A 22,983-nucleotide genomic window follows, 5' to 3' on the forward strand; every position below is an offset into this window, starting at 1 on the left:
CCGGCGGCTGCGCGGCTCAGTGGTTGAACAGGATCAGCAGCAGTGCGCCGAGCACCGCCGCCGCGCACACGCCGAAGCAGGCGTACGCGCCGATCAGCGAGACACGCTTCTGCCCCTCGCTGAGGGGGTTCTTCCTGGCCGCCTTGGCGACCGCCTTCTCGGCGCGGCGGCGCTGCTTGTCGCTCAGGACGGTGATGGCATCCGTGAACTCCGCCGGTGCGACCAGCGGCGGGCGTCCCCCGCGTACGAGCAGGCGCAGTCCCAGGGCGTAGAAGGTCACGACGACCGTCGCGCCGAGCAGGGCCGCGACGAAGACGTGCAGGAAGGCTTCCCAGTCGATGAGCATCAGGCGTCCTTCCCGATCTTCTCGCGATCCAGGCGGCGCTGACGACGGGTGGGGCCGGGCTTGCGGGGCACCTTGACGGCCGCACCCGAGTCGGCGACCTCGCTCATCGCGTTCGCCGAGGTCACCTCATCGCGCCGTGAGCGCAGGAACAGCCCCAGCACGATGACCACAGCGATCACGGCGTCGACCGCGACGCCCCAGCCGCCCAGCCACACGACGATGAGCGCGGCGGCCGCTCCCACCGCACCGGCGGCGGGCAGGGTCAGCACCCAGCCGATCATGATGCGCCCCACGGTGTTCCAGCGCACGGTCGACCCGCGGCGCCCCAGTCCCGAACCGATCACCGAGCCCGAGGCGACCTGCGTGGTCGAGAGGGCGAAGCCCAGGGCGCTGGATGCCAGGATCGTCGCCGCCGTCGAGGTCTCGGCCGAGAAGCCCTGGGCGGGCTTCACGTCGGTCAGCCCCTTGCCGAGCGTGCGGATGATGCGCCAGCCGCCCATGTAGGTGCCGAGCGCGATGGTGATCGCGCACGCGAACACCACCCACAGCTGCGGGTCGGGGTTCGCCGAGGACTGCCATCCCACGGTGATGAGCGCGAGCGTGATGACACCCATGGTCTTCTGCGCGTCGTTGGTGCCGTGCGCCAGCGCCACGAGGGAGGACGTGAAGATCTGGCCCCAGCGGAAGCCGTCGCGTCCGTCGGCCTTCATGTCGTAGCGGCGGGTGACGCCGTAGGCGATCTTGGTGACGATGAAAGCGATCACGCCCGCGGTGAGCGGGGCGATCAGGGCCGGCAGGATCACCTTGCTCAGCACGACGCCGGTGTCGATCGCCGAGGCGCCCACGCCCACCAGGGTCGCCCCGATCAGGCCGCCGAACAGCGCGTGCGACGAGCTCGACGGCAGGCCCAGGAGCCACGTGAGCATGTTCCAGGTGATCGCGCCGATGAGGCCGGCGAAGATGATCGGCGGGAAGATGTCGGGACTCAGCTGCTCCTCGCGGATCATGCCGCCCGAGATGGTCTTGGCGACCTCGGTCGACAGGAAGGCGCCGACCAGGTTGAGGCTCGCCGCGAGCAGGACCGCCACCTTCGGCTTCAGCGCACCCGTCGCGATGGGCGTGGCCATCGCGTTGGCGGTGTCGTGGAATCCGTTGGTGAAATCGAAGAACAGTGCCAGCACGATGACCAGCACGATGATGAGGGCTGCGCTCTCCACCGTTCGCTTTCCGTGAGAAGGAGGGGGATGCCGACGGGATCGGCGTGACGAACGAAGAGTTCACCTGGCGTTGTTCTTTCGTTCACGAAAGACGCGACGACATCCTTTCACCCCGACCTGTGAGGGTCAAAACGCAGCGGGCCGCACCCCCGGCATCCCGTTCGATCATCCGCGCCGGCGCGGCGCCCGCGCACTAGCGTGGAACGGTGACCGACCTCGACCCGCAGCCCACCCCGCCCGTCGCCGCACGCCGCCCCGTCGCGCGCACCCACCACGGCGACACGTTCGACGACCCTTACGAATGGCTGCGCGCAAAAGAGGACCAGGACGTCCTGGCGCACCTCGAGGCCGAGAACGCGTACACGACCGCTCGGACGGCGCACCTCTCCGGACTGCGCGACACCCTGTTCGGCGAGATCAAGGGCCGCACGCTCGAGACCGACCTTTCGGTCCCCGCGCGCCGCGGCGACTGGTGGTACTACGGCCGGACGGTCGCCGGCCACCAGTACGGCATCCAGTGCCGCGCTCCCCTGGACGCGCCCGACGACTGGACCCCGCCCACCCTCTCGCCCGACCGTCCCGTCCCGGGCGAGCAGGTGCTGTTCGACGGCAACGTCGAGGCCGAGGGCACCGAGTTCTTCTCGCTCGGCAGCTTCGAGACCTCGAACGACGGCACGCGCATGCTCTACGGCATCGACACCTCCGGCGACGAGCGGTACACCGTGCGGGTGCGCGACCTGACCACCGGCGAGACGCTCCCCGACGTGATCGAGGGCACCTTCTCGGGCGCGACGTTCTCGCCCGACGGACGCGCGATCGTCTACACGACGGTCGACGACGCCTGGCGTCCCGACACCGTCTGGCTGCACGAGATCGGCACCCCCACGGATGCCGACGCCAAGCTGTTCCACGAGCCCGACGACCGGTTCTGGGTCGGCGCCGACTTCACCCGCAGCGACCGCTATCTCGTGATCGAGATGGGCTCCTCCATCACCAGCGAGGAGTGGCTGCTCGACGCCGACGACCTGCACGGCGACCCACGCGTCGTCTGGCCGCGCCGCGAGGGCGTGGAGTACTCCTCGTCGCACGCCGTCGTCGACGGCGAGGACGTGCTGTACATCCTCCACAACGACGGCGCCCTCGATTTCGAGCTCGTCCGGGTGTCGGCATCCGACCCCCAGGGTGCCCGCGAGACGGTGATCGCCCACCGCACCGGTCAGCGTCTGCTCGGCGTCGACACCTTCCGCGACTGGGGCGTCGTCGGCTACCGCCGCGAAGGACTCGCGCGACTGGGCATGCTAACCTACGCCGACGGGTCCGTCGACGAGATCTCCTTCGACGAACCGCTCTACAGCGTCGGCACCGGCGGCAACCCCGAATGGGCCCCGCCCGTGCTGCGCCTGGGCTACGGCTCGTTCGTGACCCCCGGGACCGTCTACGACTACGTCGTCGACACCGGCGAGCTGCTGCTGCGCAAGCGCCAGCCCGTGCTGGGCGGCTTCGACCCGGCCGACTACGGCCAGGAGCGCGTCTGGGCGATCGCCGACGACGGCACGCGCGTCCCGGTGTCGCTCGTGTGGAAGCGCTCGTTCGGCGAGCCCGGGTCCGCGCCGCGGCCGGTGCACCTGTACGGCTACGGCTCGTACGAGCACTCCATCGAGCCCGGTTTCTCGGTGCCGCGGCTGTCGCTGCTGGACCGCGGCGTGGTGTTCGCCGTCGCGCACGTCCGCGGCGGCGGCGAGATGGGTCGCCAGTGGTACGAGGACGGCAAGCTGCTGGCCAAGCGCAACACGTTCACCGACTTCGTGGCCGCCGCCCGTCACCTCGTGGATGCCGGCTACACCACCCCCGACCGGCTCGTCGCCGAGGGCGGCAGCGCGGGCGGTCTGCTGATGGGCGCCGTGACCAACCTCGCGCCCGAGCTGTTCGCCGGGATCGTCGCCGATGTGCCCTTCGTCGACGCCCTGACCACGATCCTCGACCCCTCGCTCCCCCTGACGGTCATCGAATGGGACGAGTGGGGCGACCCCCTGCACGACGCCGACGTCTACGCCTACATGAAGTCGTACACGCCGTACGAGAACGTCCGCGAGGGCGTGAAGTACCCCCGCATCCTCGCCGTCACCTCGCTCAACGACACCCGCGTGATGTACGTGGAGCCCGCCAAGTGGGTGGCACGTCTGCGCGAGGTCGGTGCCGACGCGATGCTGAAGTGCGAGATGGTCGCCGGCCACGGCGGCGTCAGCGGTCGCTACAACGCCTGGCGCGAGCGCGCGTTCGAGCTCGCGTGGCTGCTGGACGTGCTCGGCCTGGCGGAGTAGGCCCCCGGCCGGCTCGCCCGAACGCCCCGTCGCCCCGCGCGGCGGGGCGTTCCGCGCGCGCGGCGGGGCGCGGCATCCACCCACCTCGTCCCACTTTTCGCACTGTATGTCCCAAAAATGGTCGCCTGACGGCGACTGAGACAGCAGAAAGTGGGACGAGCCCATCACTGGCCGGGCCGCCAACCCGCCCGCATCAGTGCGGCGCGCACCATCGCGACCGCCGGCTCGCCGCCGTCCCGGAGGTGGTGGCTCAGGATGCGGATGTGATCCCAGCCCGCGTCCCGGATTGCGGCCCAGCGGTCGGCATCTCGCGCGAATTGTCGCGGATCCGTTGCATGAACCCGGCCGTCGTATTCGACCGCCACCCGCCACATCTTGAAAACCAGGTCGATCTCGGCGACGAAATCCCCGCGGGTCGAGAAGATGTCGACATTCACCTCGGGCTCGGGGAACCCGTGTCGCACCAGGAGCAGACGCAGGTGGGTCTCGCGCGGCGATCTCACGCCGGGACGAGCAAGGGCGAGGGACCGTCTCAGGATGCCGTCGCGGACATCGCCCATGACGGCGACCTCCGCTTCGAGGTCGGCGACCGAAGCCATCGGCCGCGGGCCGCCCAGCAGCGCATCGGCCCCCGCGACGAGATCATCGAGACGCCACAGTCGGCCGCACTGTCGCCAGGCGCGCACAGCGTTCTCGATCGGCAACCCTCCCGGGCCGATCTCCACCGCGGTTTCTCGCGCTTGCAGCCGGTGTCCGACGATACCGTGCGTTCGAGGCTCGCGCGCGGGTCGATGGGTCGACACGTGGATGCGCGGCACGTAAGGCCACTCGGGCGTGCTGAGGTTGCGCAGCGCGAAGACGGTCTCATGACTGAAGAACTGGCCGGGCGCGAGTCGCGGCGCGTACGCGCGACAGCGATCGAGGATGTCCGTGCCCTCGCCCAACGATCGTGATCGCACACCGTTGAACGGAGCGGCGAGATCGGACGCGCGCAGCCGGCCGCGGGTCGCGCCTCTCTGCAGAGCATCGGAGACGTGGAACAGCTCGGGGAGGTCGGCCGGCAGAGGGTGTGGTCGCGTCATGCTCAACGATCTCCTCCCCACCGTCGGCGTCAGCTGTCGTCCACAGCCCCTTCGCGTACTCCCCCGCCTGTGAAGAAGACGCCCCGATTCCTGCGCCCCGCGCGAGTATGTCCCACTTTTGGCCGACTGCGAGCGCCTCAAACGACCAAAAGCGGGACATGCACCGCCATAAGTGGGACAACATGCCAGAGAGAAGCAACGCGCGACGCCCCGCCCCGCGCGGCGGCGGGACGGGGCGTCAGCGGCGAGAGGATCAGCCGAACAGCGCCGCGGCCTCTTCGTAGCGGTAGAGGGGCACGCTGTTCAGCTCGCCGAGGGCGTCGGCGAAGGGGACGCGCACGATGTCGGTGCCGCGCATCGCGACCATCTGCCCCCACGAGCCCTCGTGCAGCGCGTCGGCGGCGTGCAGGCCCAGACGCGTCGCGAGCACGCGGTCGAAGCCCGACGGCGAACCGCCGCGCTGGATGTGACCGAGCACCGTCGCGCGCGTCTCGATCCCCGTCAGCCGCTCGATCTCGGGCGCGAGCTGCTCGCCGATCCCGCCCAGGCGCGGACGGTTGAAGGCGTCGAGGCCCTTGTCGCTGAACGCCTCGTCCATGCCCTTCAGCTTGAACCCCTCGGACACGACGACGAGCGGCGCACGGCCGCGGTCGTGGGCGCGCGTGACCTGCTCGACGATCTCGTCGATCGACATCGGCACCTCGGGGATGCAGATGACGTGGGCGCCCGCGGCGATTCCCGCGTGCAGGGCGATCCATCCGACGTGGCGACCCATGACCTCGGCCACCATGCAGCGCTGGTGCGAGTCACCCGTGGTGCGCAGGCGGTCCATGGCATCCGTCGCGATGTTGACGGCGGTGTCGAAGCCGAACGAGTAATCCGTCGCGCGCAGGTCGTTGTCGATCGTCTTGGGCACGCCGATCACGTTGATGCCGTCGTTGGAGAGGCGGTCGGCCGCCGCGAGCGTCCCCTCGCCGCCGATGGCCAGGATGCCGTCGATGCGGTGCCCGTAGAGGGTCTTCGAGATGTTCTCGGCGCCGCCGCGCACGCCCTCGTACGGGTTGGTGCGGCTGGTGCCGAGGATGGTGCCGCCGACCTTGGACAACCCCTTCACCTCGTGCCGCGTGAGCGGGAAGAAGTCGCCGTCGACGACCCCGCGCCAACCGTCGCGGATGCCGACGAATTCGATGTCGTAGTTGGTCGTGCCCTTCAGCACGACGCCACGGATGACAGCGTTCAGGCCGGGGCAGTCGCCGCCGCTGGTCAGGATGCCGATCTTCATGGGCAGAGTCCTCGTGTGCTGTGTGTCGGGTGGAGGGGCGGCGCCGTTGCCGTCTTCGACCCTATCGCCGCGGGCGGGAACGGTGCGACACGGTGACGGGGACCTGCGGGGATGCCGCCCCCGCCGCGGGCGGGAACGGTGCGACACGGTGACGGGGACCTGCGGGGATGCCGCCCCCGCCGCGGGCGGGAACGGTACGACAGGGTGATGGCGACCGGCGGGGATACCGTGCCTCGATGCCACGGCGGCGTGCAGCCGCCAGGGCGGCGCCACCGGGTGCCGCGACGCCCTCGTCGTGCGGCCGGCGCGTCACCCCGGCGTCGCGGGAAACAGGACATGTCGCAGAAACAGGCCGGTCCGGGCGGAAACAGCCTGTCCTCGTCGCAGTGCCCTGTTTTCGTCGCGCGAGGAGCAAGGCGCGAGGCGCGGGACCGAGTCGGCCTGCCCGCCCCGCCCGCGAACGCGCGAACGCCCCGGAGGGTCCATCCCCCGGGGCGTCCGCGACGCGCGGTCAGGCCGCGCCGAGAGCCTGCCGCAGAAGGTGCATGAGCGCCGACAGCTGCACCGAGTCACTCGAGCCGGGCTCGATCGACTGGCCGTCGAGGGCGCGCTGGGCGAGCCCCTCTTTCGAGTCGATCAGTTCGGCGATCTTGGTGTCGATCGTGTGCGCGGCGATGATGCGCCACGCGGTCACGGGCTCGCCCTGGCCGATGCGGTGCACGCGGTCGATCGCCTGCGTCTGCTCGGCGGCGGTCCACGACAGCTCGGCGAGCACGACGTTGGAGGCGGCCTGCATGTTGAGGCCGACGCCTGCGGCGGTGAGCGAACACACCGCGATGCTCACGTCGGGGTCGCCGTTGAACGCATCGATCGCCGCCTGGCGGGCGGTCGAGGTCTGCTCGCCGCGCACCGACACCACCTTGAGGCCGGAGGCCTTGAAGTGGGCCTCTGCGGCATCCATGACATCGATGTGCTTGGCGAAGAAGACGACCTTGCCCACCGAGCGCTGCAGCTGCACGGCGTAGTCGGCGGCGAGGTGCGCCTTGGCCTGACCGATGCGGCGGACCATCGTGAAGACGTTCTCGCTGCCCGAGCCGGCCGCCTTGGCCTCTTCGAGCTCGCCGTGGGCGACGAGGCGGACGATGTCGTCGTCGATCTCGCCGGGCGCGAGGCCCCGATCGCCGCGCGCCTCGATGATGCGACGGTACTTGGCCGCGAGGCGGGCGCCGAGTTCGCGCTCGGCCTGACGGATCGAGCGGCCGAACTCGTCGTCCAGCTCGACCGGCAGGTCGGCGACGAGCTTGTCGGGCAGGTCGGCGGCGACGTCCTTCTTCTTGCGCCGGACGATCCCCATCGAGATGACCGCTTCGCGCGCCTCGGGGTAGAAGGCCTTGTCGGCGGGCGTCAGGCCCGTGGCATCCAGTTTCTCCATCAGCTCGGGGCCCGGCTTCTCGCCGTTGGTCCAGCCGAGGAAGCGCCAGATCGCGTCGAAATCCTCGACGTCGTTGATCAGCGGCGTGCCCGTGAGGGCCAGCATGAGCGGGTCGCGCGTCTGCTGACGGACACGGGATGCCAGAGCCAGCACGTTCTGCGAGCGCTGCGACGTGAGGTTCTTGATGAAGTGCGCCTCGTCGACGACGACGCCCTTGAGCCCGATCGACGACAGCCACGAGAGGTGCCGGTCGAGGATCTCGTAGTTGACGATGAAGACGTCGGCGAAGGCGTCGATGTCGGCGCCGCCGCCCGAGATGACCGTCGCGCGACGCTGCGGCGTCCAGCGCTGCACCTCGCGCGCCCAGTTCATCTTGACGACGTTGGGGACGACCACGAGGAGCGGATACGCGTCGGCGACGGATGCCGCGAGCACCGACTCGGCGGTCTTGCCCAGGCCCGGCTCGTCGGCGAGCAGGAACGAGCGGTGACCGGTGCGGACGGCCTCGAGGAAGCGCGACTGGTGCGGCATGACCTCGAGACCGCGCGGCGAGAGCCGATCGAACTCGGGGACGGGCGGCAGCTCCATGCTCGCGGCCGAGCCGCCGGCGCCGGTCTCGAACGCCTTGTACAGCGGGCCCATCAGCTCCCAGCCGTCGAGGCGGCGGCGCGGGGCGTCGCCGGTGGCGCGGGGGGTGAGGTCGGGCGCGAGGAAGGGGTTGGCCATCTGCCGCGCCTCGATCGAGGCGGGGACGACCTGCTTCTCGGCGAGGGCCGCGGGAACGACCGGCGCGATCTTGGGGGTGTTGTCGGTGATGATGAGCTCGTCGGCGGGCAGCTCGGCGCCCGACTCGAGCAGCCAGTCGCGACGCATGCGACGGGCGACCGGCGAGGTGGCGGCGTCGACCTCGAGCAGCTGGATCAGCGAGGTGTCGCGCGCGGCGGTCTTGGCGAGGATCGTCGCCACACCGTCGAGGCGCTTGAGCAGCTCGGCACGGGCGGCGTCGGTGATCTCGGTGTCGGCCTTGACCCGGGCGCGCTCCTCGCGGACGAGGAAGGCGATCACCTGGAACTTGACGCGGTTGGTGGGTCCGAGCTTTCCGCGCTGCGCCTTGGCCTCGACCTCGCGCACCTTGCGCGCGAGGATCGGGATGACGGGGGCTTCGTCGTCTCGTCGGGATGACGTGGTCTTCCTGCGCCGCTGGCTCGAGCTACGGGCGGCGGTTGCCGTGGTCGGCATGCTCCTCCTGAGCGTGTCGTCCGGATGACAGTCCGGAGCGTCCGGCGTATGCCGGTGGATCAGTGACCCCAGGGTGACGTCGCGCGAACCGCCGCCGGAGAAGCGGTGTCGGCGACCCGCAACGCGTCTACGCCGGAACGGCTCGCGAGGACAGCGGGTGACGGGGTCGTCTCCATTCTAGCGGTCCGGGCCGACATTGCGCAGAAGGCGCCCGGATTCCTCACCGGGTGTCAGCCCGCGCGCCGCAGACGCAGACTGTTCAGCACGACGAACACGCTCGAGAACGCCATCGCCGCCCCGGCGAGCATCGGGTTGAGCAGGCCGAGCGCGGCCAGGGGCAGCGCCGCCACGTTGTACGCGAACGCCCAGAACAGGTTGCCCCGGATGACGCGCATGGTGCGGCGGCTGAGGGCGACCGCGGTGACGATCCCGCGCGGGTCGTCCCGCATCAGGGCGACGTCGCTCGCGTGCAGCGCGGCATCCGTCCCCCCGCCCATCGCGATGCCCAGGTCGGCCGACGCGAGGGCGGCGGCGTCGTTCACGCCGTCTCCGACCATCGCGACGGTGCGCCCCTCGGCGCGCAGGGCGGCGATCTCGGCGACCTTCCCCTCGGGCAGCACTCCCGCGCGCACGCTCAGGATGCCGAGCTCGGCGGCGACGGCGCGGGCGACGTGGGGATTGTCGCCGGTGAGCAGCACGGGTTCCAGTCCCATCTCGCGCAGGCGGGCGACCGCCGCGGCGCTCTGCGGCCGCACCGTGTCGGCGATCTCGATCACGACGCGGACCTCCGGCTGCCCCGCGGCATCCGCCCACCCGGCGACCACGACCGTGCCCCGCTGCTCCCCCGCCTCGACGGCGGCGGCGAGCTCGGGACTCAGCGCGGCGCCGAGCTCGGCGGCGAGCGCCGGCCGGCCGGCGAAGACGCGCACCCCGTCGACGATGCCGGTCACCCCGCGTCCGGGAAGCGCTTCGAGGTCGCGGGCCACCTCGCCGTCTCCGGCCGCCGCGACGATGGCTCGAGCGATGGGGTGCTCCGACCCGCGTTCGACGGACGCGACGCGCTGCAGGGCGGCCTCGGCATCCTGCGCCCGCGCGGGCGTGACCCGCGTGACGCTCATGCGTCCCGCGGTGAGGGTCCCGGTCTTGTCGAGCACGATCGTGTCGATGCGCTCGGCGGATTCGAGCGCGGCCGGACCGGTGACCAGGATGCCGAGCTGAGCGGCGCGACCGGTGCCGACCAGGATCGCGATGGGCGTGGCGAGGCCCAGGGCGCAGGGGCACGCGATGATCAGCACCGCGACGGCGGCGGTGAAGCCGGCGGCGATCGGCTGGCCGGCGACGAGCCAGGCGACGAGGGTCAGCACCGCCAGCACGATGACGGCCGGGACGAAGACGCCCGAGATGCGGTCGGCGAGCCGCTGCACACGGCTCTTGCCGAGCTGGGCGTCCTCGACCAGGCGGGCGATGCGCGCGAGCCGCGTCTGCTCGCCCACGCCGGTCGCCCGCACGACGAGACGACCGCCCGAGGCGATCGTGCCGCCGGTCACCGTCGAGCCGGGTCCGACGTCGACGGGGAGCGACTCTCCGGTCAGCATGCTCTCGTCAATCGAGGCGCGTCCGTCGACGACCTCTCCGTCGGTGGCGACGGTCGCCCCGGGGCGGACGACGAACTCGTCCCCCACGGCGAGCCGGGAGATGTCGATACGGCTGCCGTCGGCGAGTTCGGCCTCGCGCGCGCCGAGATCGAGCAGCGACCGCAGCGCCGCTCCCGCGCGGCGCGTGGAACGCTGCTCGATCACGCGCCCCAGCAGCAGGAAGACGGTCACGGCGGCCGCGACCTCGAAGTACACGACCGAGGTGGCATCGTGCACGGGACCGAAGAGCATGACCTCGTGACGGATGCCGATCCGCCCGGCCGAGCCGAACAGCAGGGCCCAGACGCTCCACAGGTACGCGGCGAAGGTGCCGAGGGTGATGAGCGTGTCCATGGTGGCGGCGCCGTGGCGGGCGTTGCGCAGGGTCGCGCGGTGGAAGGGCCAGCCGCCCCAGAGCACGATCGGGGTCGCGAGCGCGAGCGACATCCACTGCCACCCGGGGAACTGCAGAGCCGGGATCATCCCGACGGCGATCACCGGCACGGCGAGGACGAGCGAGACCCGCAGACGCACCCGCAGGGGGGTCGTCCCGGGGGCGTCGGCGGTCTCGTGCATGTGCGCATGCTCGCTCTGCGCGGGTCGCGCGTCGGCGCCCGGCGCCACGTCGCCTCCGGTGACCGCATCCAGCTCTCCCCCGGGGACGGTCACCTCGACCGGCTGCGGCGGCTCGGAGGCCGTTCGCGGCCGCACCCGCGCGTCGTAGCCCGCCGCGCGGACCGCGTCGACGAGAGCCGTGGTGTCGAGAGCGGCCGGATAGCGCACCCGCGCGGTCTCGGTCGCGAGGTTCACGGCGGCATCGACCCCGTCGACGCGCCGGAGCTTCTTCTCGACGCGGGCGACGCAGCTCGCGCAGGTCATGCCCTCGATGTCGAGCACCGCCTCGGCGGTCGCTCCCCTGTCGGTGTCGTCGATCATGACGCCTCCTCTGCTCATCGCCGATAACACGATACCCCCAGGGGGTATTCCCTCGGCGGTGAGGGCCTTGTCCACCCCCGCCCCGACGTCGGCGGCCGACTCTACGCTGGGCACGTGGCCGAGCCGATGACACCCGAGCAGCGCGTGGTGCTGACGATCGCCGTCCTGGCATCCTTCGTGTCGTTCCTGGACGGCACGGTCGTCAACGTCGCCCTGCCGGCCATCGCGCGCGAGCTCGGGGGCGGACTGTCGACGCAGCAATGGGTCGTCGATGCGTACCTGGTGACGCTCGGCGCCTTCATCCTCGTCGCCGGTTCGCTCAGCGACGTCCTCGGGCGCGTCGTCGTGCTGCGCATCGGCCTGCTCGGCTTCGGCGTCGCCTCGGTCGCGATCGCGGCCGCCCCCTCCGCGGAGTTCCTCATCGCCGCGCGAGCTCTCCAGGGCGTCGCCGGGGCCCTGCTCGTGCCGAGCTCGCTCGCCCTCATCACCTCGACGTTCCGCGGGCCGCCGCAGGCGCGCGCGATCGGCATCTGGACCGGCGCGACGACCGTGGCCATGCTCGCCGGCCCGCTGATCGGGGGGATCTTCGTCGACACCCTGTCATGGCGGCTGGTCTTCCTCGTCAACGTCCTGCCCATCGGGGTGACGCTGTGGCTGCTCGCCCGCCTCGGCCACCGCGATCACCGCCGGCCCGGAGCCCGCGTCGACGTGCTCGGGGCCGTGCTGTGCGCCGCGGGGTTGGGCGGCGTGGTCTTCGCCCTCATCGAGCAGCCGAATCTCGGGTGGGCCTCGCCCGTCATCTGGGCGCCTGGCCTGATCGGCGCGGCCTCGTTCGCGGGCTTCCTCGTGCGCCAGCGTCTGGCCCGCCAGCCGATGATGCCGCTCGACCTGTTCCGCTCGCGCAACTTCTGGGCCGGTAATCTCGCCACGGTCTTCGTCTATGCGGCGCTGTCGCTCAACGGGTTCGTGCTCAGCGTCTACCTGCAGCAGGGGGCGGGACTGCCCGCGACGCTCGCAGGACTGGCATCCCTGCCCAGCACCATCCTCATGATCGCGCTCAGTTCGCGCATGGGGGCGCTGTCGGGACGCCTCGGACCGCGCCTGTTCATGACCCTCGGCCCCCTGGTCATGGCGATCGGCGCGCTGCTGCTGTTGAACGTGCGGAGCGACTTCGACTACTGGGCGCAGGTGCTGCCGGGGGTCGTCGTGTTCGGGCTCGGTGTGACCGCCACCGTGTCGCCGCTCACCGCCGCGGTGCTCGGCGCGATCGACTCCGAGCGGTCGGGCATCGCCTCGGCGGTCAACAACGCCGTGTCACGCGTCGCGGGTCTGCTCGCGATCGCCGCGGTGTCGGCGGTCGTGGGCGGATCGCTCGATCTGGACGGCTTCCACCGCGCCGCGATCTTCGTCGCCGTGCTGATGGTGCTGGGAGCGGCGACGTCGTTCTTCGGCATCCGCAATCACCTGTCGCGCGCGGACTGACGGCCGATCAGCGGAGGATCGCGCGCGAACGCTCGACGTCGTCGGCCATCTGCACGAGGAGCGCATCGATGCCGTCGAAGGCCGTCATGCCCCGCACGCGTTCGACGAAGCGCACCTCGACGTGGTGGCCGTACAGATCGAGACCGGTCTCGTCGATCACGTACGCCTCGACCTGCCGGGAGTGCACGTCGTCGAACGTGGGGTTGGTGCCCACGCTGATGGCGGCGGGGTAGCTGATGCGCCGCGCGCCGTCGACGTCGATCAGCCATCCGGCGTAGACGCCGTCGGCCGGGACGAAGCCCTCGAGATCGGGTGAGAGGTTCGCGGTCGGGTAGCCGAGCTCGCGTCCCCGCTTGAGACCGTGCACCACCTCGCCCCACACCGAGGGGGCGCGCCCGAGCAGGCGGGCCGCGGTCGAGATGTCGCCCGCCGACAGCGCCTCGCGGATCCACGTCGACGACACGCGCCGGTCGAGGTGGACCGCGCGCACGTCGTCGACGACGTCGACGCGGAAGCCGTGCTCGGCCCCCATGCGCTCCAGCAGCGCGGGGTCGCCCGCTCCCCCGGCGCCGAAGCGGAAGTCGCGGCCGACCAGCACCGTCCGCGCCTCGAGGGCGTCGACCAGGATGCGGCGCACGAACTCGTCGGCGGGGATCGAGGCGAGCGCCTCGTCGAAGGTGAGCAGCAGCGTCGCGTCCACCCCGGCGCGCTCTAGCAGTTCGAGCTTCTGGTGCGGCCCGATGACATCCGGGGGGCACTTCTCGGGCCGCAGGACGCTCAGAGGGTTGCGGTCGAACGTGACCGCCACGACGCGCGCGCCGTCCGAGGCGTCGACGCGGGCACGATCGATGACCGCGCGATGCCCGGCGTGCACCCCGTCGAACTTGCCGATCGCGACGACCGAGGGACCGAAGTGCGCGGGCACCTCGGTCGGATCGCGGAAAACGATCACGACGCCGCCCGGCGGTGCCGCACGAGCCACCAGAGCCCGAGGAAGGGCAGGACGAGCGGGATGAACAGATAGCCGTAGCCGTACACCGACCACACCGTGGGGTGCTGGAACAGCGCCGGCAGCACGAGGCTCAGGGTGCCGACGACGAGGACGCCGACCAGTTCGAAGCCGATCGCGATCCACGCGACGCGGAACCACGCCGGTCGCGCCGAGAAGACCAGCGCGAGGGTCGCAAGGATGTAGACGACGGCGGCGAGGGCGGACAGCGTGTACGCCAGAGGGGCGTCGTCGAACTCGCGCACGATCTGCACGAACGACCGGCCCGTGGCGGCGAGCGCCATGATGCCGTAGACGACGACGAGGACACGGCCGATGCCGGTCATCCCCCGGGAACGGTTGGGAGTGGTGGATGCCATGACCCCTCCATTCTAGGCGCCCCGGCGCCGTGGCATCCGGTGCCGTCAGGCGACCTGCACCGTCCAGATCACGTGCATGCGCCACACCATCACGGCCACGGCCAGCGCGGCGACGCCCATGATGACCGTGCTCCAGCGGCTGCGCTCGATGAGCGCCCACGCCACCCCCGCGATGGGAACGAGCGCGGCGGACACGAGGTAGGTCCAGAACTCCAGCAGGCTGCCCGAGGGGGCGTTGCCGGCGAAGGGGGCGATGATCGCGACGACGATCTGCACGATCAGCAGCAGTTCGATGAGGGCCAGCGCCCCGACCGTGACGTCCCCGGGGCGACGGCCGATGAGCCCCGCGGCGACCGCCACGATCCCGGCGAGCACGGCCAGACCGACCTGGACGAGCGTGAACCACAGGATCATCGGACGGCCTCCTCGGGCATGTTCATGACGCTCTTGAGCTGCGCCCCCCGCTTCTCGACGACGCCGATGAGACGGCCGTCGGGGTCGATCGCCGCCGCGACGGCGCCGGTGAGTCGTCCGCCCCCGTCGATGCGCTTCCCGTGCCGCAGGTCACGGGCCTCGTCGGCCCCCACGGCGAGAGCGCCCATGACGACCGCCGCGGCGGTGGCGGGCTCGATGAGCGCCGCGTCGTCGAGGTCGTCGACGGATGCCGCGGCGGCGACGTCGAACGCGCCGATGCGCGTGCGGCGCAGCGCCGTCAGGTGCCCGCCCACCCCGAGGGCACGCCCGAGGTCGCGCGCGAGGGCGCGGATGTAGGTGCCGCTCGTGCAGTCCACGACGACGTCGAGCGCGATGGCGCCGTCGGTGCGGCGCGCCGAGAGCACGTCGAAGCGCGAGACGGTCACACGTCTCGCCTTCAGCTCGACCTGCTCGCCGGCTCGGGCGAGGTCGTAGGCACGACGCCCGTCGACCTTGATGGCCGACACCGTGCTGGGCACCTGGTCGATCTCGCCCGTCAGCTCGGTGATGCCGTCGCGGATGGCCGCATCGCTCACGGCGGCGACGGTCGCGGCATCCGCTCTCTCGGTCTCGACCCCGTCGGCGTCGTCGCTGTCGGTCGACGCCCCCAGCAGGATGGTCGCCTCGTAGGTCTTGTCGGCCCCGACGATGTAGGTGAGCAGCCGCGTCGCGCCCTCGACGCCGAGCACGAGCAGACCCGTCGCCATGGGGTCGAGGGTGCCGGCGTGCCCGATCTTGCGGGTGCCGAGCGCCCGCCGCGCGCGCGACACGACGTCGTGACTGGTGATGCCGCGGGGTTTGTCGACCAGCAGGATGCCGGGGCGCACCATCAGCAGAAGTCCCCGAAGACCTGCACGGGGTGCGCGGGGTCGGAGTTCTCGACGATGACGGACGCCGCCGCCTTCGGCCGGACCGTGCGCAGGTACTGCTTCTCGGCATCCGGAAGCTCGGGGCGGGGTGCGCCGATCGGCGGGTTGCTCTCGAGCCAGATCGAGAAGTTCCACAGACCCCGCACCTCGGGCGCGTGCAGGAAGCGCCCCGACACGACCAGCACCGCGTCGGCGGGGGCGACATCGCCGGAACCGAACGGCTCGCCCGCGCGGAACGGTGCGACCAGCCTCTCGCGGACCTCGGGCGCGGCGTCCGCGACCGGGACGGGGAACACCGCCGTGCCCTCCTCGGCGATCGCCCGCTGGAACCCGCCGGCGAATCGCTCAGCCGCCTCCGGGTCGAGCGCATCGACGGCCACCACGACGCGCCCCGCGCGGTTGTTCTGCCGCATCAGGTCGCGCAGGCTGCGCTGCAGGGTCTCGACGGCGTTCTCACTCGACATACCCCCAGCCTACGATCGACCGCCGACACCGGACCGCTGCCGCCGCCCCGCGACAGCCCGGGCGCGGCGCCCGCAGCCGCCGATAAACGCTCTCTGTGCTGATGAACGCGGAGAGCCCGCGTTTCTCCGCACGGAGGGCGTTTATCGGTGATGTCCGGCCCTGCCCGCGACCGTAGGCTGGACGGATGCCAGGACTCGCCGCCCCGCTCATCGACTGGTATCGCGAGGCGGCGCGCGACCTGCCGTGGCGCCGAGAGGGCTTCGGGGCCTGGGGCACCCTGGTCAGCGAGTTCATGCTGCAGCAGACGCCGGTCGCCCGCGTCATCCCGCACCTCGAGGCCTGGCTGACGCGCTGGCCCACGCCGGCCGACCTGGCGGCGTCTCCCCCGGGCGACGCGGTCACCCAGTGGGCGAACCTGGGGTATCCCCGGCGCGCGCTCTGGCTGCACCGCGCGGCCGTCGAGATCCGCGACCGGCACGACGGTGTCGTCCCCCGCGACGTCGACGCCCTGCTGGCGCTGACCGGCATCGGCGACTACACCGCGCGGGCGGTCGCCGTGTTCGCGTACGGGGATCGGCATCCCGTCGTCGACACCAACACCCGCCGGGTGCTCGCCCGTGCCGTCGAGGGCCGGGCGCAGCCGGGCCCGCCGCACCGCCGCGACCTGGAGCGGATGGATGCCGAGCTCCCCGCCGACGTCGCCGAGTCCGCGATCGTGAACGCGGCGGCGATGGAGCTGGGCGCGATCGTCTGCACCGCGCGGTCGCCGATGTGCGAGGTCTGCCCCCTGGCCGAACAGTGCGCCTGGCGGGCGGCGGGATACCCGGAGTCCGAGGACCGGCGTCGCAAGCAGGCCGCCTACGAGGGCAGCGACCGGCAGGCCCGCGGTGCGGTGCTCCGGGTGCTGCGCGCTGCGGCTCCGGCGGCCGTTCCGCTGTTCGCGGTTCTTCCGGACTGGCCGGATGCCGCCCAGCGCGATCGAGCGATCGACTCCCTCGTGGCGGACGGCCTCGCCGAAGCCGTCGACGAGCAGCTTCGCCTGCCGGGCCACCCGACCCCCTGACGGGCCGACGGCCACCCGGAACGCGAAAGGGCCGGACGCCGCCCGCTCGGGGTGGCATCCGGCCCGTCGGCCCGCCCGCTCAGGTGCGCGCGGCCTCTTCGTCTTCTTCGTCCTCGTCGTCGTCGAGGTCGTCCTCGTCGTCGTCCTCACGAGGCTTCACGTACGGATCGGCGTCGCCGGCGTAGGCGGCCGAGGCCGCCAGACCGGCCACCGACTCGTCGCGCTCGCGCGCCTCGCGCAGCAGCGCCGAGATGTGGTCGGCATTCTCGGGGATGCCGTCGAGGATGAATTCGAGAGAGGGGGTGAGCCGCGTGTTGAGGTGCTTGCCGACCTCGCTGCGCAGCATGCCGGTCGCGGACTTCAGCGCCGCGGCGGTGTCGGCGCGGTGCGCCTCGTCGCCCATCACGGTGTAGAACACCGAGGCGCGCTGCAGGTCACCCGTCACCCGCACGTCGGTGATCGTGACGAATCCGAGCCGCGGATCGCGCAGCCCCTTCTCGAGGCGCTCCGCGAGCACCACGCGAATGCGGTCCGCCACGCGTGCCTGTCGTTCCCCTGCCACTGCCTTCTCCTTCTTCGCAATACCGCCACGGATGACGAAGCGGGAGCCGCGCCCGAAGACGCGACTCCCGCCAGGTGTGATCAGCCTCGCGGCTTCTCGACCATCTCGGTCGTCTCGATCTCGTCGCCGATCTGGATGTCGTTGAACTTGCCCAGGCCGATACCGCACTCGAAGTCCGTGCGGACCTCGGTGACGTCGTCCTTGAAGCGGCGCAGCGACTCGATGGCCAGACCGTCGGCCAGCACGACGCCATCGCGGATGACGCGGGCCTTGGCGTTGCGCGTGATCGTTCCCGATCGCACGATGACACCGGCGATGTTGCCGAACTTCGAGGAGCGGAACACCTCCCGGATCTCGGCGACACCCGACTGCACCTCTTCGAACTCCGGCTTGAGCAGGCCCTTGAGCGACTGCTCGACGTCGTCGATCGCGTTGTAGATGACCGAGTAGAACCGCACGTCGACACCCTCGCGGGCGGCGCGCTCACGGGCCTTCGTGTCGGGACGGACGTTGAAGCCGATCACGATCGCGTTGTCGATCGTGGCCAGGTTGATGTCCGACTCGGTGATGGCACCCACGCCGCGGTGGATGATGCGCAGCTGGACGCTGTCGTCGACCTCGATCTTGAGCAGCGACTCCTCGAGCGCCTCGACGGCACCCGACACGTCGCCCTTGATGATGAGGTTGAGCGACTCGACCTTGCCCTCTTCGAGAGCACGGGTGAAGTCCTCGAGCGAGATGCGCTTGCGGGCCTTGGCCAGCTGGGCGTTGCGCTCGGCGGCTTCGCGCTTCTCGGCGATCTGACGCGCGGTGCGGTCCTCTTCGGTGACGATGAAGACGTCGCCGGCGCGGGGCACCGAGTTCAGACCCTGCACCTGCACGGGACGCGAGGGGTAGGCCTCTTCGACGGCTTCGCCGTTCTCGTCCATCATCGCGCGGACGCGGCCGTACGCCGTTCCGGCGACGATCGCGTCGCCGACGCGCAGGGTTCCGGACTGGATGAGCACCGTGGCGACCGAACCGCGACCCTTGTCGAGCTTCGCCTCGATCGCGACACCGCGGGCCGCCTTGTTCGGGTTGGCCGTCAGGTCGAGGCCGGCGTCGGCGGTGAGCAGGACCGCGTCCAGGAGGGCCTGGATGTTGAGGTTCTGTCGGGCCGAGACGTCGACGAACATGACGTCTCCACCGTATTCCTCGGCGACCAGACCGTACTCGGTGAGCTGCTGGCGCACCTTGGCGGGGTTGGCGTCGGGCTTGTCGACCTTGTTGACCGCGACCACGATCGGCACGTTCGCCGCCTGGGCGTGGTTCAGCGCCTCGACCGTCTGGGGCATGATGCCGTCGTCGGCCGCGACCACGAGGATCGCGATGTCGGTCACCTGCGCACCGCGGGCACGCATGGCGGTGAACGCCTCGTGACCCGGGGTGTCGATGAAGGTGATCGCGCGCTCGATGCCCTCGTGCTCGGTCCAGATCTGGTACGCACCGATGTGCTGCGTGATGCCGCCGGCCTCGCCCGCGACCACGTTGGTCTGGCGGATGGCGTCGAGCAGTCGCGTCTTACCGTGGTCGACGTGGCCCATGACGGTGACCACGGGAGGACGGATCTCGAGATCGTCCTCGCTCTCGGCCTCGAGCTCGGCGTCGAGGTCGAGACCGAAGCCCTCGAGGAGCTCCTTGTCCTCGTCCTCGGGCGAGACCATCTGGATCTTGTAGCCGAGCTCCTCGCCAAGCACCTCGAAGGTGGCCTCGTCGAGCGACTCGGTCGCGGTGGCCATCTCACCCAGGTTGAACAGGATGGTCACGAGCGTGCCGGGCTGCACGGTGTAGCCGCGCAGCGCCTCGAGCTTGTCCGCGAAGTCGGCGATGGAGGCACCACGACGCAGACGGATGATCTCGCCGTTGCCCTTCGAGACGTTGACGCCGCCGACGACCGGCGCCGACCGCATCTCGAATTCCTGCCGCTTCGCCCGACGCGACTTACGCTGCTTGGACTTGCCGCCACCCTTGCCGAAGGCTCCCGCGGTACCACCGCCGGGACCACGGCCACGGCCACCGCCGCCGCCGGGACGACCGGCGAAACCACCGGCCGGAGCGCCGCCACCGGGGCGCTGGAAGCCGCCGCCGGCACCGCCGGGACGACCGGGACCGCCGGGACGCTGCTGGAACGGGGCGCCGGGACGACCGCCACCACCGGGGCGACCGGCGCCGCCGGGACGCGGGGCTCCGGGACGCGGGGCGCCCGGGCGCGGAGCCTGGGGACGCGGGATGTTGCCGGGGGTCGGGCGCTGGCCCATGCCCTGCGCCGAGGCGAAGGGGTTGTTGCCCGGTCGGGGGCCGGCGGGACGCTGACCCATGCCCTGCGACGACGCGAAGGGGTTGTTGCCGGGGCGCGCTCCACCCGGGCGCGGGGGCGCGCTGGGGCCGGGCTTGGGTGCGCCGCCACCGGCCGCGGGGGTCGCCGACGGAGCCGCGGGCTTGGCGCCCGGCTTGGCGGGAGCGGACGGCGCGGGGCTCGACGCCGCGGGAGCCGACGCCGCGGGAGCGGCCTGGGCTGCGGCGGGAGTCGCGGGAGCGGATGCCGCGGGGGCCGGCGCGGCCGCGGGAGCAGCCGGAGCGGCGGGCTTCGCGGGGCCGGGGGTCGGTCCCGAGGGGCGCGCGCCGGGGGTCGCCGCGGGTCGCGCGGGGCCCGGACGGGCTCCGGCGCCGGGGCGCGCCGCGGGAGCGGCGGGCTTGGCATCCGAGGATCCCGAAGAGCCCTCGGCCGCCAGGGCGGCGCGGAGCTTACGGGCCACCGGGGGTTCGATGGTGGACGAAGGGCTCTTGACGAACTCGCCGAGCTCCTTCAGCTTCGCAAGCGCGACCTTGCTGTCGACGCCGAGCTCGGAAGCGATCTCGTGCACGCGTGGTTTTGCCACAATTCTCCTGTCTGAGGGCCTACCCCGGACAGGGCAGACCGTTAGTTGCGGACGGGTCTCATTTCGAGCCGTTCACTTCGTGTCCATAGCCGTTCAGCCTTTTCGCTGGAGGTGTGATTCGAAGGTCTGCGTGTCAAGCGGGCCTGACACACGCAATGCTCGTACGAAAGCGCGACGCGTGAGAGCTTTCGTCACGCACGCGTCCGTCTCGTGCACCCACGCTCCCCGGCCCGGAAGCACCGCTCTCTCGTCGGGGACGAGGACCGATCCGTCGGCGACCACACGCAGAAGCGAGGATCGGGGGGCGCGTGCGCGGCATCCGACGCACGTTCGTACGGGATCCATCCTACACCTCGCGCCTACCCGGAAGACGGACGCTCAGTTGTCTTCGAGGATGCTGTCGGGCTGGATGTCGATCTTGGCACCGGTCAGCTTGGCGGCGAGACGGGCGTTCTGCCCCTCTTTGCCGATCGCGAGCGACAGCTGGTAGTCGGGCACGAGGGCGCGCACGGCCTTGGTCGAGGCATCCAGCACGAACGACGAGGTCACCTTGGCGGGCGACAGGGCGTTCGCGACGAAACGGGGCAGCTCGGCGTCGTAGTCGATGATGTCGATCTTCTCGCCCGCGAGCTCCTCGGTGACGGCGCGGACGCGACGGCCCAGCTCGCCGATGCAGGCGCCCTTGGCGTTGACCGTCGGGTCGTTCGCCTTGACCGCGATCTTGGAACGGTGGCCCGCCTCGCGCGCCAGCGAGACGATCTCGACCAGACCCGCGGCGATCTCGGGCACCTCGAGCGCGAAGAGCTTGCGCACGAGACCGGGGTGGGTGCGCGAGACCGTGATCTGCGGGCCCTTGTTGCCCTTCGAGACGCTCGTGACGTACACGCGCAGGCGCGAGCCGTGCGGGTAGGTCTCGCCGGGCACCTGCTCCTCGGGCGGCAGGATCGCCTCGACGGTACCGAGGTCGACGTGCACCATGCGCGGGTTCGGTCCCTGCTGGACCACACCGGCGACGATGTCGCCCTCTTTGCCCTTGAACTCCCCCAGCACCGCGTCGTCGGCGATGTCGCGCAGACGCTGGCTGATGACCTGCTTCGCGGCGAACGCGGCGATGCGGCCGAAGTCGTCGGGGGCCTGCTCCTCTTCGCCGATCACGGCGCCCTCGTCGTCGGTCACGGGCGTGAAGATGCCCACGTGACCGGTCTTGCGGTCGAGCGAGGCGCGAGCGCCCGCCGGGATCTCGCCCTCGGACGAGATGTGCTTGGCGTAGGCGGTCAGGATCGCCTGCTCGATGATCCGCGCGAGTTCGTCGAAGGGGATCTCCTTCTCGCGTTCGATCGTCTTCAGAAGTGCGAGATCGATGTCCACAAGGCCCTCCGTTGTTCAGCTTTCGTCGGCACGACCGGCGCCGACAACCCTCCTACGATACCCGGGATGCCACCCGCTCCGCGACCCGAGACGGCGGAGCGATGCCGATGCCGGTTCAGAGGCGCTCGAACGGGTGCGCAGCGAGCTTCTCCCGCACTCCCCCGTCGACGAGACGGCGGGCGGCCGTGCCGGGCTTGCGGGCGGCCTGGTCCGAGACGCACGCGGCGAACTCCGCCGCGAGCGTCCCCCGCGGGTGGGCCGCGAGCACCTCGCGCACGAAGTCCTCGGGCAGCACGTCGACGCGGGCTCCCGAGATGTCGAGGCCGGTGGCGATCTCGAGCAGGTGGCCCTCGGCATCCATCATGGGATCCACGCTGGTCCAGTTGTGCCGCACGATCACCTCGAGCGCGCGGCGCCGACGCTCGCGCGGCCAGCCCGCTCCGGCGGTAAGGGCGATCGCGACGTGGCCGCCGGCGTCCTCGTAGGACAGCGTGTGGTTGTCGAACGCGGTGACGGTGCCGATGTCGTGCAGCACGGCCGAGACGTAGAGCAGCTCGTGGTCGATGGCGTCGAAGCCGCCGTCGCGCGCGAACGCCTCGGCGAAGAGCCACGACCGCAGGGCGTGGGCCGTGATCGCCGGCGTCTGATACTCGCGGGCGAGCTCGAGCGCCGCGCGGGCGGCGGCGGTGTCGGGCACGGAAAAGTCGGCGATGCGCATGGGTCCTCCGGGGTCAGGGCCCCAGCTTGACGCGCCCACGCGCCCGCCGCGACGCCCCGCCCCGCCACGCCTCGTCGTTCCCCTGCCAAGACGCACGCCCTGCATCGCGCACCCGTGCCGACCCCGCTCCCCCGCGACGAACGCCGCCGCCGCCCCGCAGGCGAGAGGACGTGCCGGGGGAAGGACGGCGGCGAGGCGCACCACAAG

General features: G+C 71.4%; 19 protein-coding genes. 3 read left to right on the top strand and 16 right to left on the bottom strand.

What is annotated here, in order from left to right:
* Positions 1-16 precede the first annotated feature (16 nt).
* A complete protein-coding gene (locus tag DC432_RS02005; protein WP_116536465.1) occupies positions 17-346 on the bottom strand; it encodes a peptidase in 330 nt (109 codons plus the stop codon).
* Positions 346-1,563, bottom strand: coding sequence for an inorganic phosphate transporter (locus DC432_RS02010; protein WP_116536466.1), 1,218 nt, complete (start codon positions 1,561-1,563; stop codon positions 346-348). Before DC432_RS02010 ends, DC432_RS02005 begins: the two co-directional genes overlap by 1 nt.
* Before the next feature lie 206 nt (positions 1,564-1,769).
* On the opposite strand from DC432_RS02010, the gene DC432_RS02015 reads away from it, so the two are divergent.
* On the top strand, positions 1,770-3,884 hold the full coding sequence (locus DC432_RS02015) for a S9 family peptidase (RefSeq protein ID WP_116536467.1): 2,115 nt from the start codon (positions 1,770-1,772) through the stop codon (positions 3,882-3,884).
* 164 nt (positions 3,885-4,048) lie between these two features.
* Here the strand turns inward: DC432_RS02015 and DC432_RS02020 are convergent, their stop codons facing one another.
* The 4 genes from DC432_RS02020 to DC432_RS02035 form a co-directional block, all read right to left on the bottom strand.
* Positions 4,049-4,966, bottom strand: a complete 918-nt coding sequence (locus DC432_RS02020; protein ID WP_116536468.1) for a hypothetical protein — start codon at positions 4,964-4,966, stop codon at positions 4,049-4,051.
* 253 nt (positions 4,967-5,219) lie between these two features.
* Complete coding sequence (locus DC432_RS02025) at positions 5,220-6,248, bottom strand: 6-phosphofructokinase (RefSeq protein WP_108318004.1); 1,029 nt, start codon at positions 6,246-6,248, stop codon at positions 5,220-5,222.
* Positions 6,249-6,759: 511 nt separating this feature from the next.
* Entirely contained in the window at positions 6,760-8,919 is a 2,160-nt protein-coding gene (locus DC432_RS02030; protein ID WP_116536469.1) for a DEAD/DEAH box helicase, read from the bottom strand.
* A 230-nt stretch (positions 8,920-9,149) separates the two neighbouring features.
* Positions 9,150-11,489: a heavy metal translocating P-type ATPase gene (locus DC432_RS02035; protein WP_116536470.1), complete on the bottom strand. Its 2,340-nt coding sequence runs from the start codon at positions 11,487-11,489 to the stop codon at positions 9,150-9,152.
* A gap of 126 nt (positions 11,490-11,615) precedes the next feature.
* On the opposite strand from DC432_RS02035, the gene DC432_RS02040 reads away from it, so the two are divergent.
* The gene (locus tag DC432_RS02040; protein WP_116536471.1) at positions 11,616-12,971 is read left to right on the top strand and encodes an MFS transporter; all 1,356 of its coding nucleotides are present in this window, start codon (positions 11,616-11,618) and stop codon (positions 12,969-12,971) included.
* 7 nt (positions 12,972-12,978) lie between these two features.
* Here the strand turns inward: DC432_RS02040 and DC432_RS02045 are convergent, their stop codons facing one another.
* Genes DC432_RS02045 through DC432_RS02065 form a run of 5 tightly spaced genes read right to left on the bottom strand, consistent with a single transcriptional unit; the run spans position 12,979 to position 16,146 of the window.
* Positions 12,979-13,923: a bifunctional riboflavin kinase/FAD synthetase gene (locus DC432_RS02045; RefSeq protein WP_116536517.1), complete on the bottom strand. Its 945-nt coding sequence runs from the start codon at positions 13,921-13,923 to the stop codon at positions 12,979-12,981.
* Positions 13,920-14,339: a hypothetical protein gene (locus DC432_RS02050; protein WP_116536472.1), complete on the bottom strand. Its 420-nt coding sequence runs from the start codon at positions 14,337-14,339 to the stop codon at positions 13,920-13,922. Before DC432_RS02050 ends, DC432_RS02045 begins: the two co-directional genes overlap by 4 nt.
* Before the next feature lie 45 nt (positions 14,340-14,384).
* The gene (locus DC432_RS02055; RefSeq protein WP_116536473.1) at positions 14,385-14,753 is read right to left on the bottom strand and encodes a hypothetical protein; all 369 of its coding nucleotides are present in this window, start codon (positions 14,751-14,753) and stop codon (positions 14,385-14,387) included.
* A complete protein-coding gene (gene truB, locus DC432_RS02060; RefSeq protein WP_116536474.1) occupies positions 14,750-15,643 on the bottom strand; it encodes a tRNA pseudouridine(55) synthase TruB in 894 nt (297 codons plus the stop codon). Before truB ends, DC432_RS02055 begins: the two co-directional genes overlap by 4 nt.
* Positions 15,643-16,146, bottom strand: a complete 504-nt coding sequence (locus DC432_RS02065) for a hypothetical protein (protein WP_116536475.1) — start codon at positions 16,144-16,146, stop codon at positions 15,643-15,645. Before DC432_RS02065 ends, truB begins: the two co-directional genes overlap by 1 nt.
* A gap of 185 nt (positions 16,147-16,331) precedes the next feature.
* Between DC432_RS02065 and DC432_RS02070 the strand changes: the two genes are divergently transcribed.
* Complete coding sequence (locus DC432_RS02070; RefSeq protein ID WP_116536476.1) at positions 16,332-17,210, top strand: A/G-specific adenine glycosylase; 879 nt, start codon at positions 16,332-16,334, stop codon at positions 17,208-17,210.
* Between the two features lie 79 nt (positions 17,211-17,289).
* Here DC432_RS02070 and rbfA read toward each other — a convergent pair whose 3' ends face one another.
* The 5 genes from rbfA to DC432_RS02095 all read right to left on the bottom strand — a co-directional run bounded on the left by rbfA (position 17,290) and on the right by DC432_RS02095 (position 22,776).
* The gene (rbfA, locus tag DC432_RS02075; RefSeq protein ID WP_108317213.1) at positions 17,290-17,772 is read right to left on the bottom strand and encodes a 30S ribosome-binding factor RbfA; all 483 of its coding nucleotides are present in this window, start codon (positions 17,770-17,772) and stop codon (positions 17,290-17,292) included.
* Between the two features lie 80 nt (positions 17,773-17,852).
* Complete coding sequence (gene infB, locus DC432_RS02080; protein ID WP_207770726.1) at positions 17,853-20,690, bottom strand: translation initiation factor IF-2; 2,838 nt, start codon at positions 20,688-20,690, stop codon at positions 17,853-17,855.
* Positions 20,691-20,783: 93 nt separating this feature from the next.
* Positions 20,784-21,035 carry a YlxR family protein gene (locus tag DC432_RS02085; RefSeq protein WP_116536478.1) on the bottom strand — a complete coding sequence of 84 codons (252 nt, stop codon included), beginning with the start codon at positions 21,033-21,035 and terminating at the stop codon, positions 20,784-20,786.
* Positions 21,036-21,068: 33 nt separating this feature from the next.
* Positions 21,069-22,058: a transcription termination factor NusA gene (nusA, locus tag DC432_RS02090; RefSeq protein ID WP_108319891.1), complete on the bottom strand. Its 990-nt coding sequence runs from the start codon at positions 22,056-22,058 to the stop codon at positions 21,069-21,071.
* 115 nt (positions 22,059-22,173) lie between these two features.
* The gene (locus DC432_RS02095) at positions 22,174-22,776 is read right to left on the bottom strand and encodes an HD domain-containing protein (protein ID WP_116536479.1); all 603 of its coding nucleotides are present in this window, start codon (positions 22,774-22,776) and stop codon (positions 22,174-22,176) included.
* Positions 22,777-22,983: the final 207 nt, after the last annotated feature.

Origin of the sequence: Microbacterium testaceum (assembly GCF_003075375.1) — a bacterium.
Lineage (GTDB): Bacteria > Actinomycetota > Actinomycetes > Actinomycetales > Microbacteriaceae > Microbacterium > Microbacterium testaceum_E.

Bases quoted from the DNA above. Each gene is read 5' to 3' on its own strand.
- DC432_RS02020 (WP_116536468.1), bottom strand. From the start codon at position 4,966: ATGACGCGACCACACCCTCTGCCGGCCGACCTCCCCGAGCTGTTCCAC.
- DC432_RS02005 (WP_116536465.1), bottom strand. From the start codon at position 346: ATGCTCATCGACTGGGAAGCCTTCCTGCACGTCTTCGTCGCGGCCCTG.
- DC432_RS02030 (WP_116536469.1), bottom strand. From the start codon at position 8,919: ATGCCGACCACGGCAACCGCCGCCCGTAGCTCGAGCCAGCGGCGCAGG.
- DC432_RS02055 (WP_116536473.1), bottom strand. From the start codon at position 14,753: ATGATCCTGTGGTTCACGCTCGTCCAGGTCGGTCTGGCCGTGCTCGCC.
- DC432_RS02050 (WP_116536472.1), bottom strand. From the start codon at position 14,339: ATGGCATCCACCACTCCCAACCGTTCCCGGGGGATGACCGGCATCGGC.
- DC432_RS02025 (WP_108318004.1), bottom strand. From the start codon at position 6,248: ATGAAGATCGGCATCCTGACCAGCGGCGGCGACTGCCCCGGCCTGAAC.
- DC432_RS02085 (WP_116536478.1), bottom strand. From the start codon at position 21,035: ATGGATCCCGTACGAACGTGCGTCGGATGCCGCGCACGCGCCCCCCGA.
- DC432_RS02095 (WP_116536479.1), bottom strand. From the start codon at position 22,776: ATGCGCATCGCCGACTTTTCCGTGCCCGACACCGCCGCCGCCCGCGCG.
- DC432_RS02035 (WP_116536470.1), bottom strand. From the start codon at position 11,489: ATGATCGACGACACCGACAGGGGAGCGACCGCCGAGGCGGTGCTCGAC.
- DC432_RS02065 (WP_116536475.1), bottom strand. From the start codon at position 16,146: ATGTCGAGTGAGAACGCCGTCGAGACCCTGCAGCGCAGCCTGCGCGAC.
- DC432_RS02070 (WP_116536476.1), top strand. From the start codon at position 16,332: ATGCCAGGACTCGCCGCCCCGCTCATCGACTGGTATCGCGAGGCGGCG.
- truB (WP_116536474.1), bottom strand. From the start codon at position 15,643: ATGGTGCGCCCCGGCATCCTGCTGGTCGACAAACCCCGCGGCATCACC.
- DC432_RS02040 (WP_116536471.1), top strand. From the start codon at position 11,616: ATGACACCCGAGCAGCGCGTGGTGCTGACGATCGCCGTCCTGGCATCC.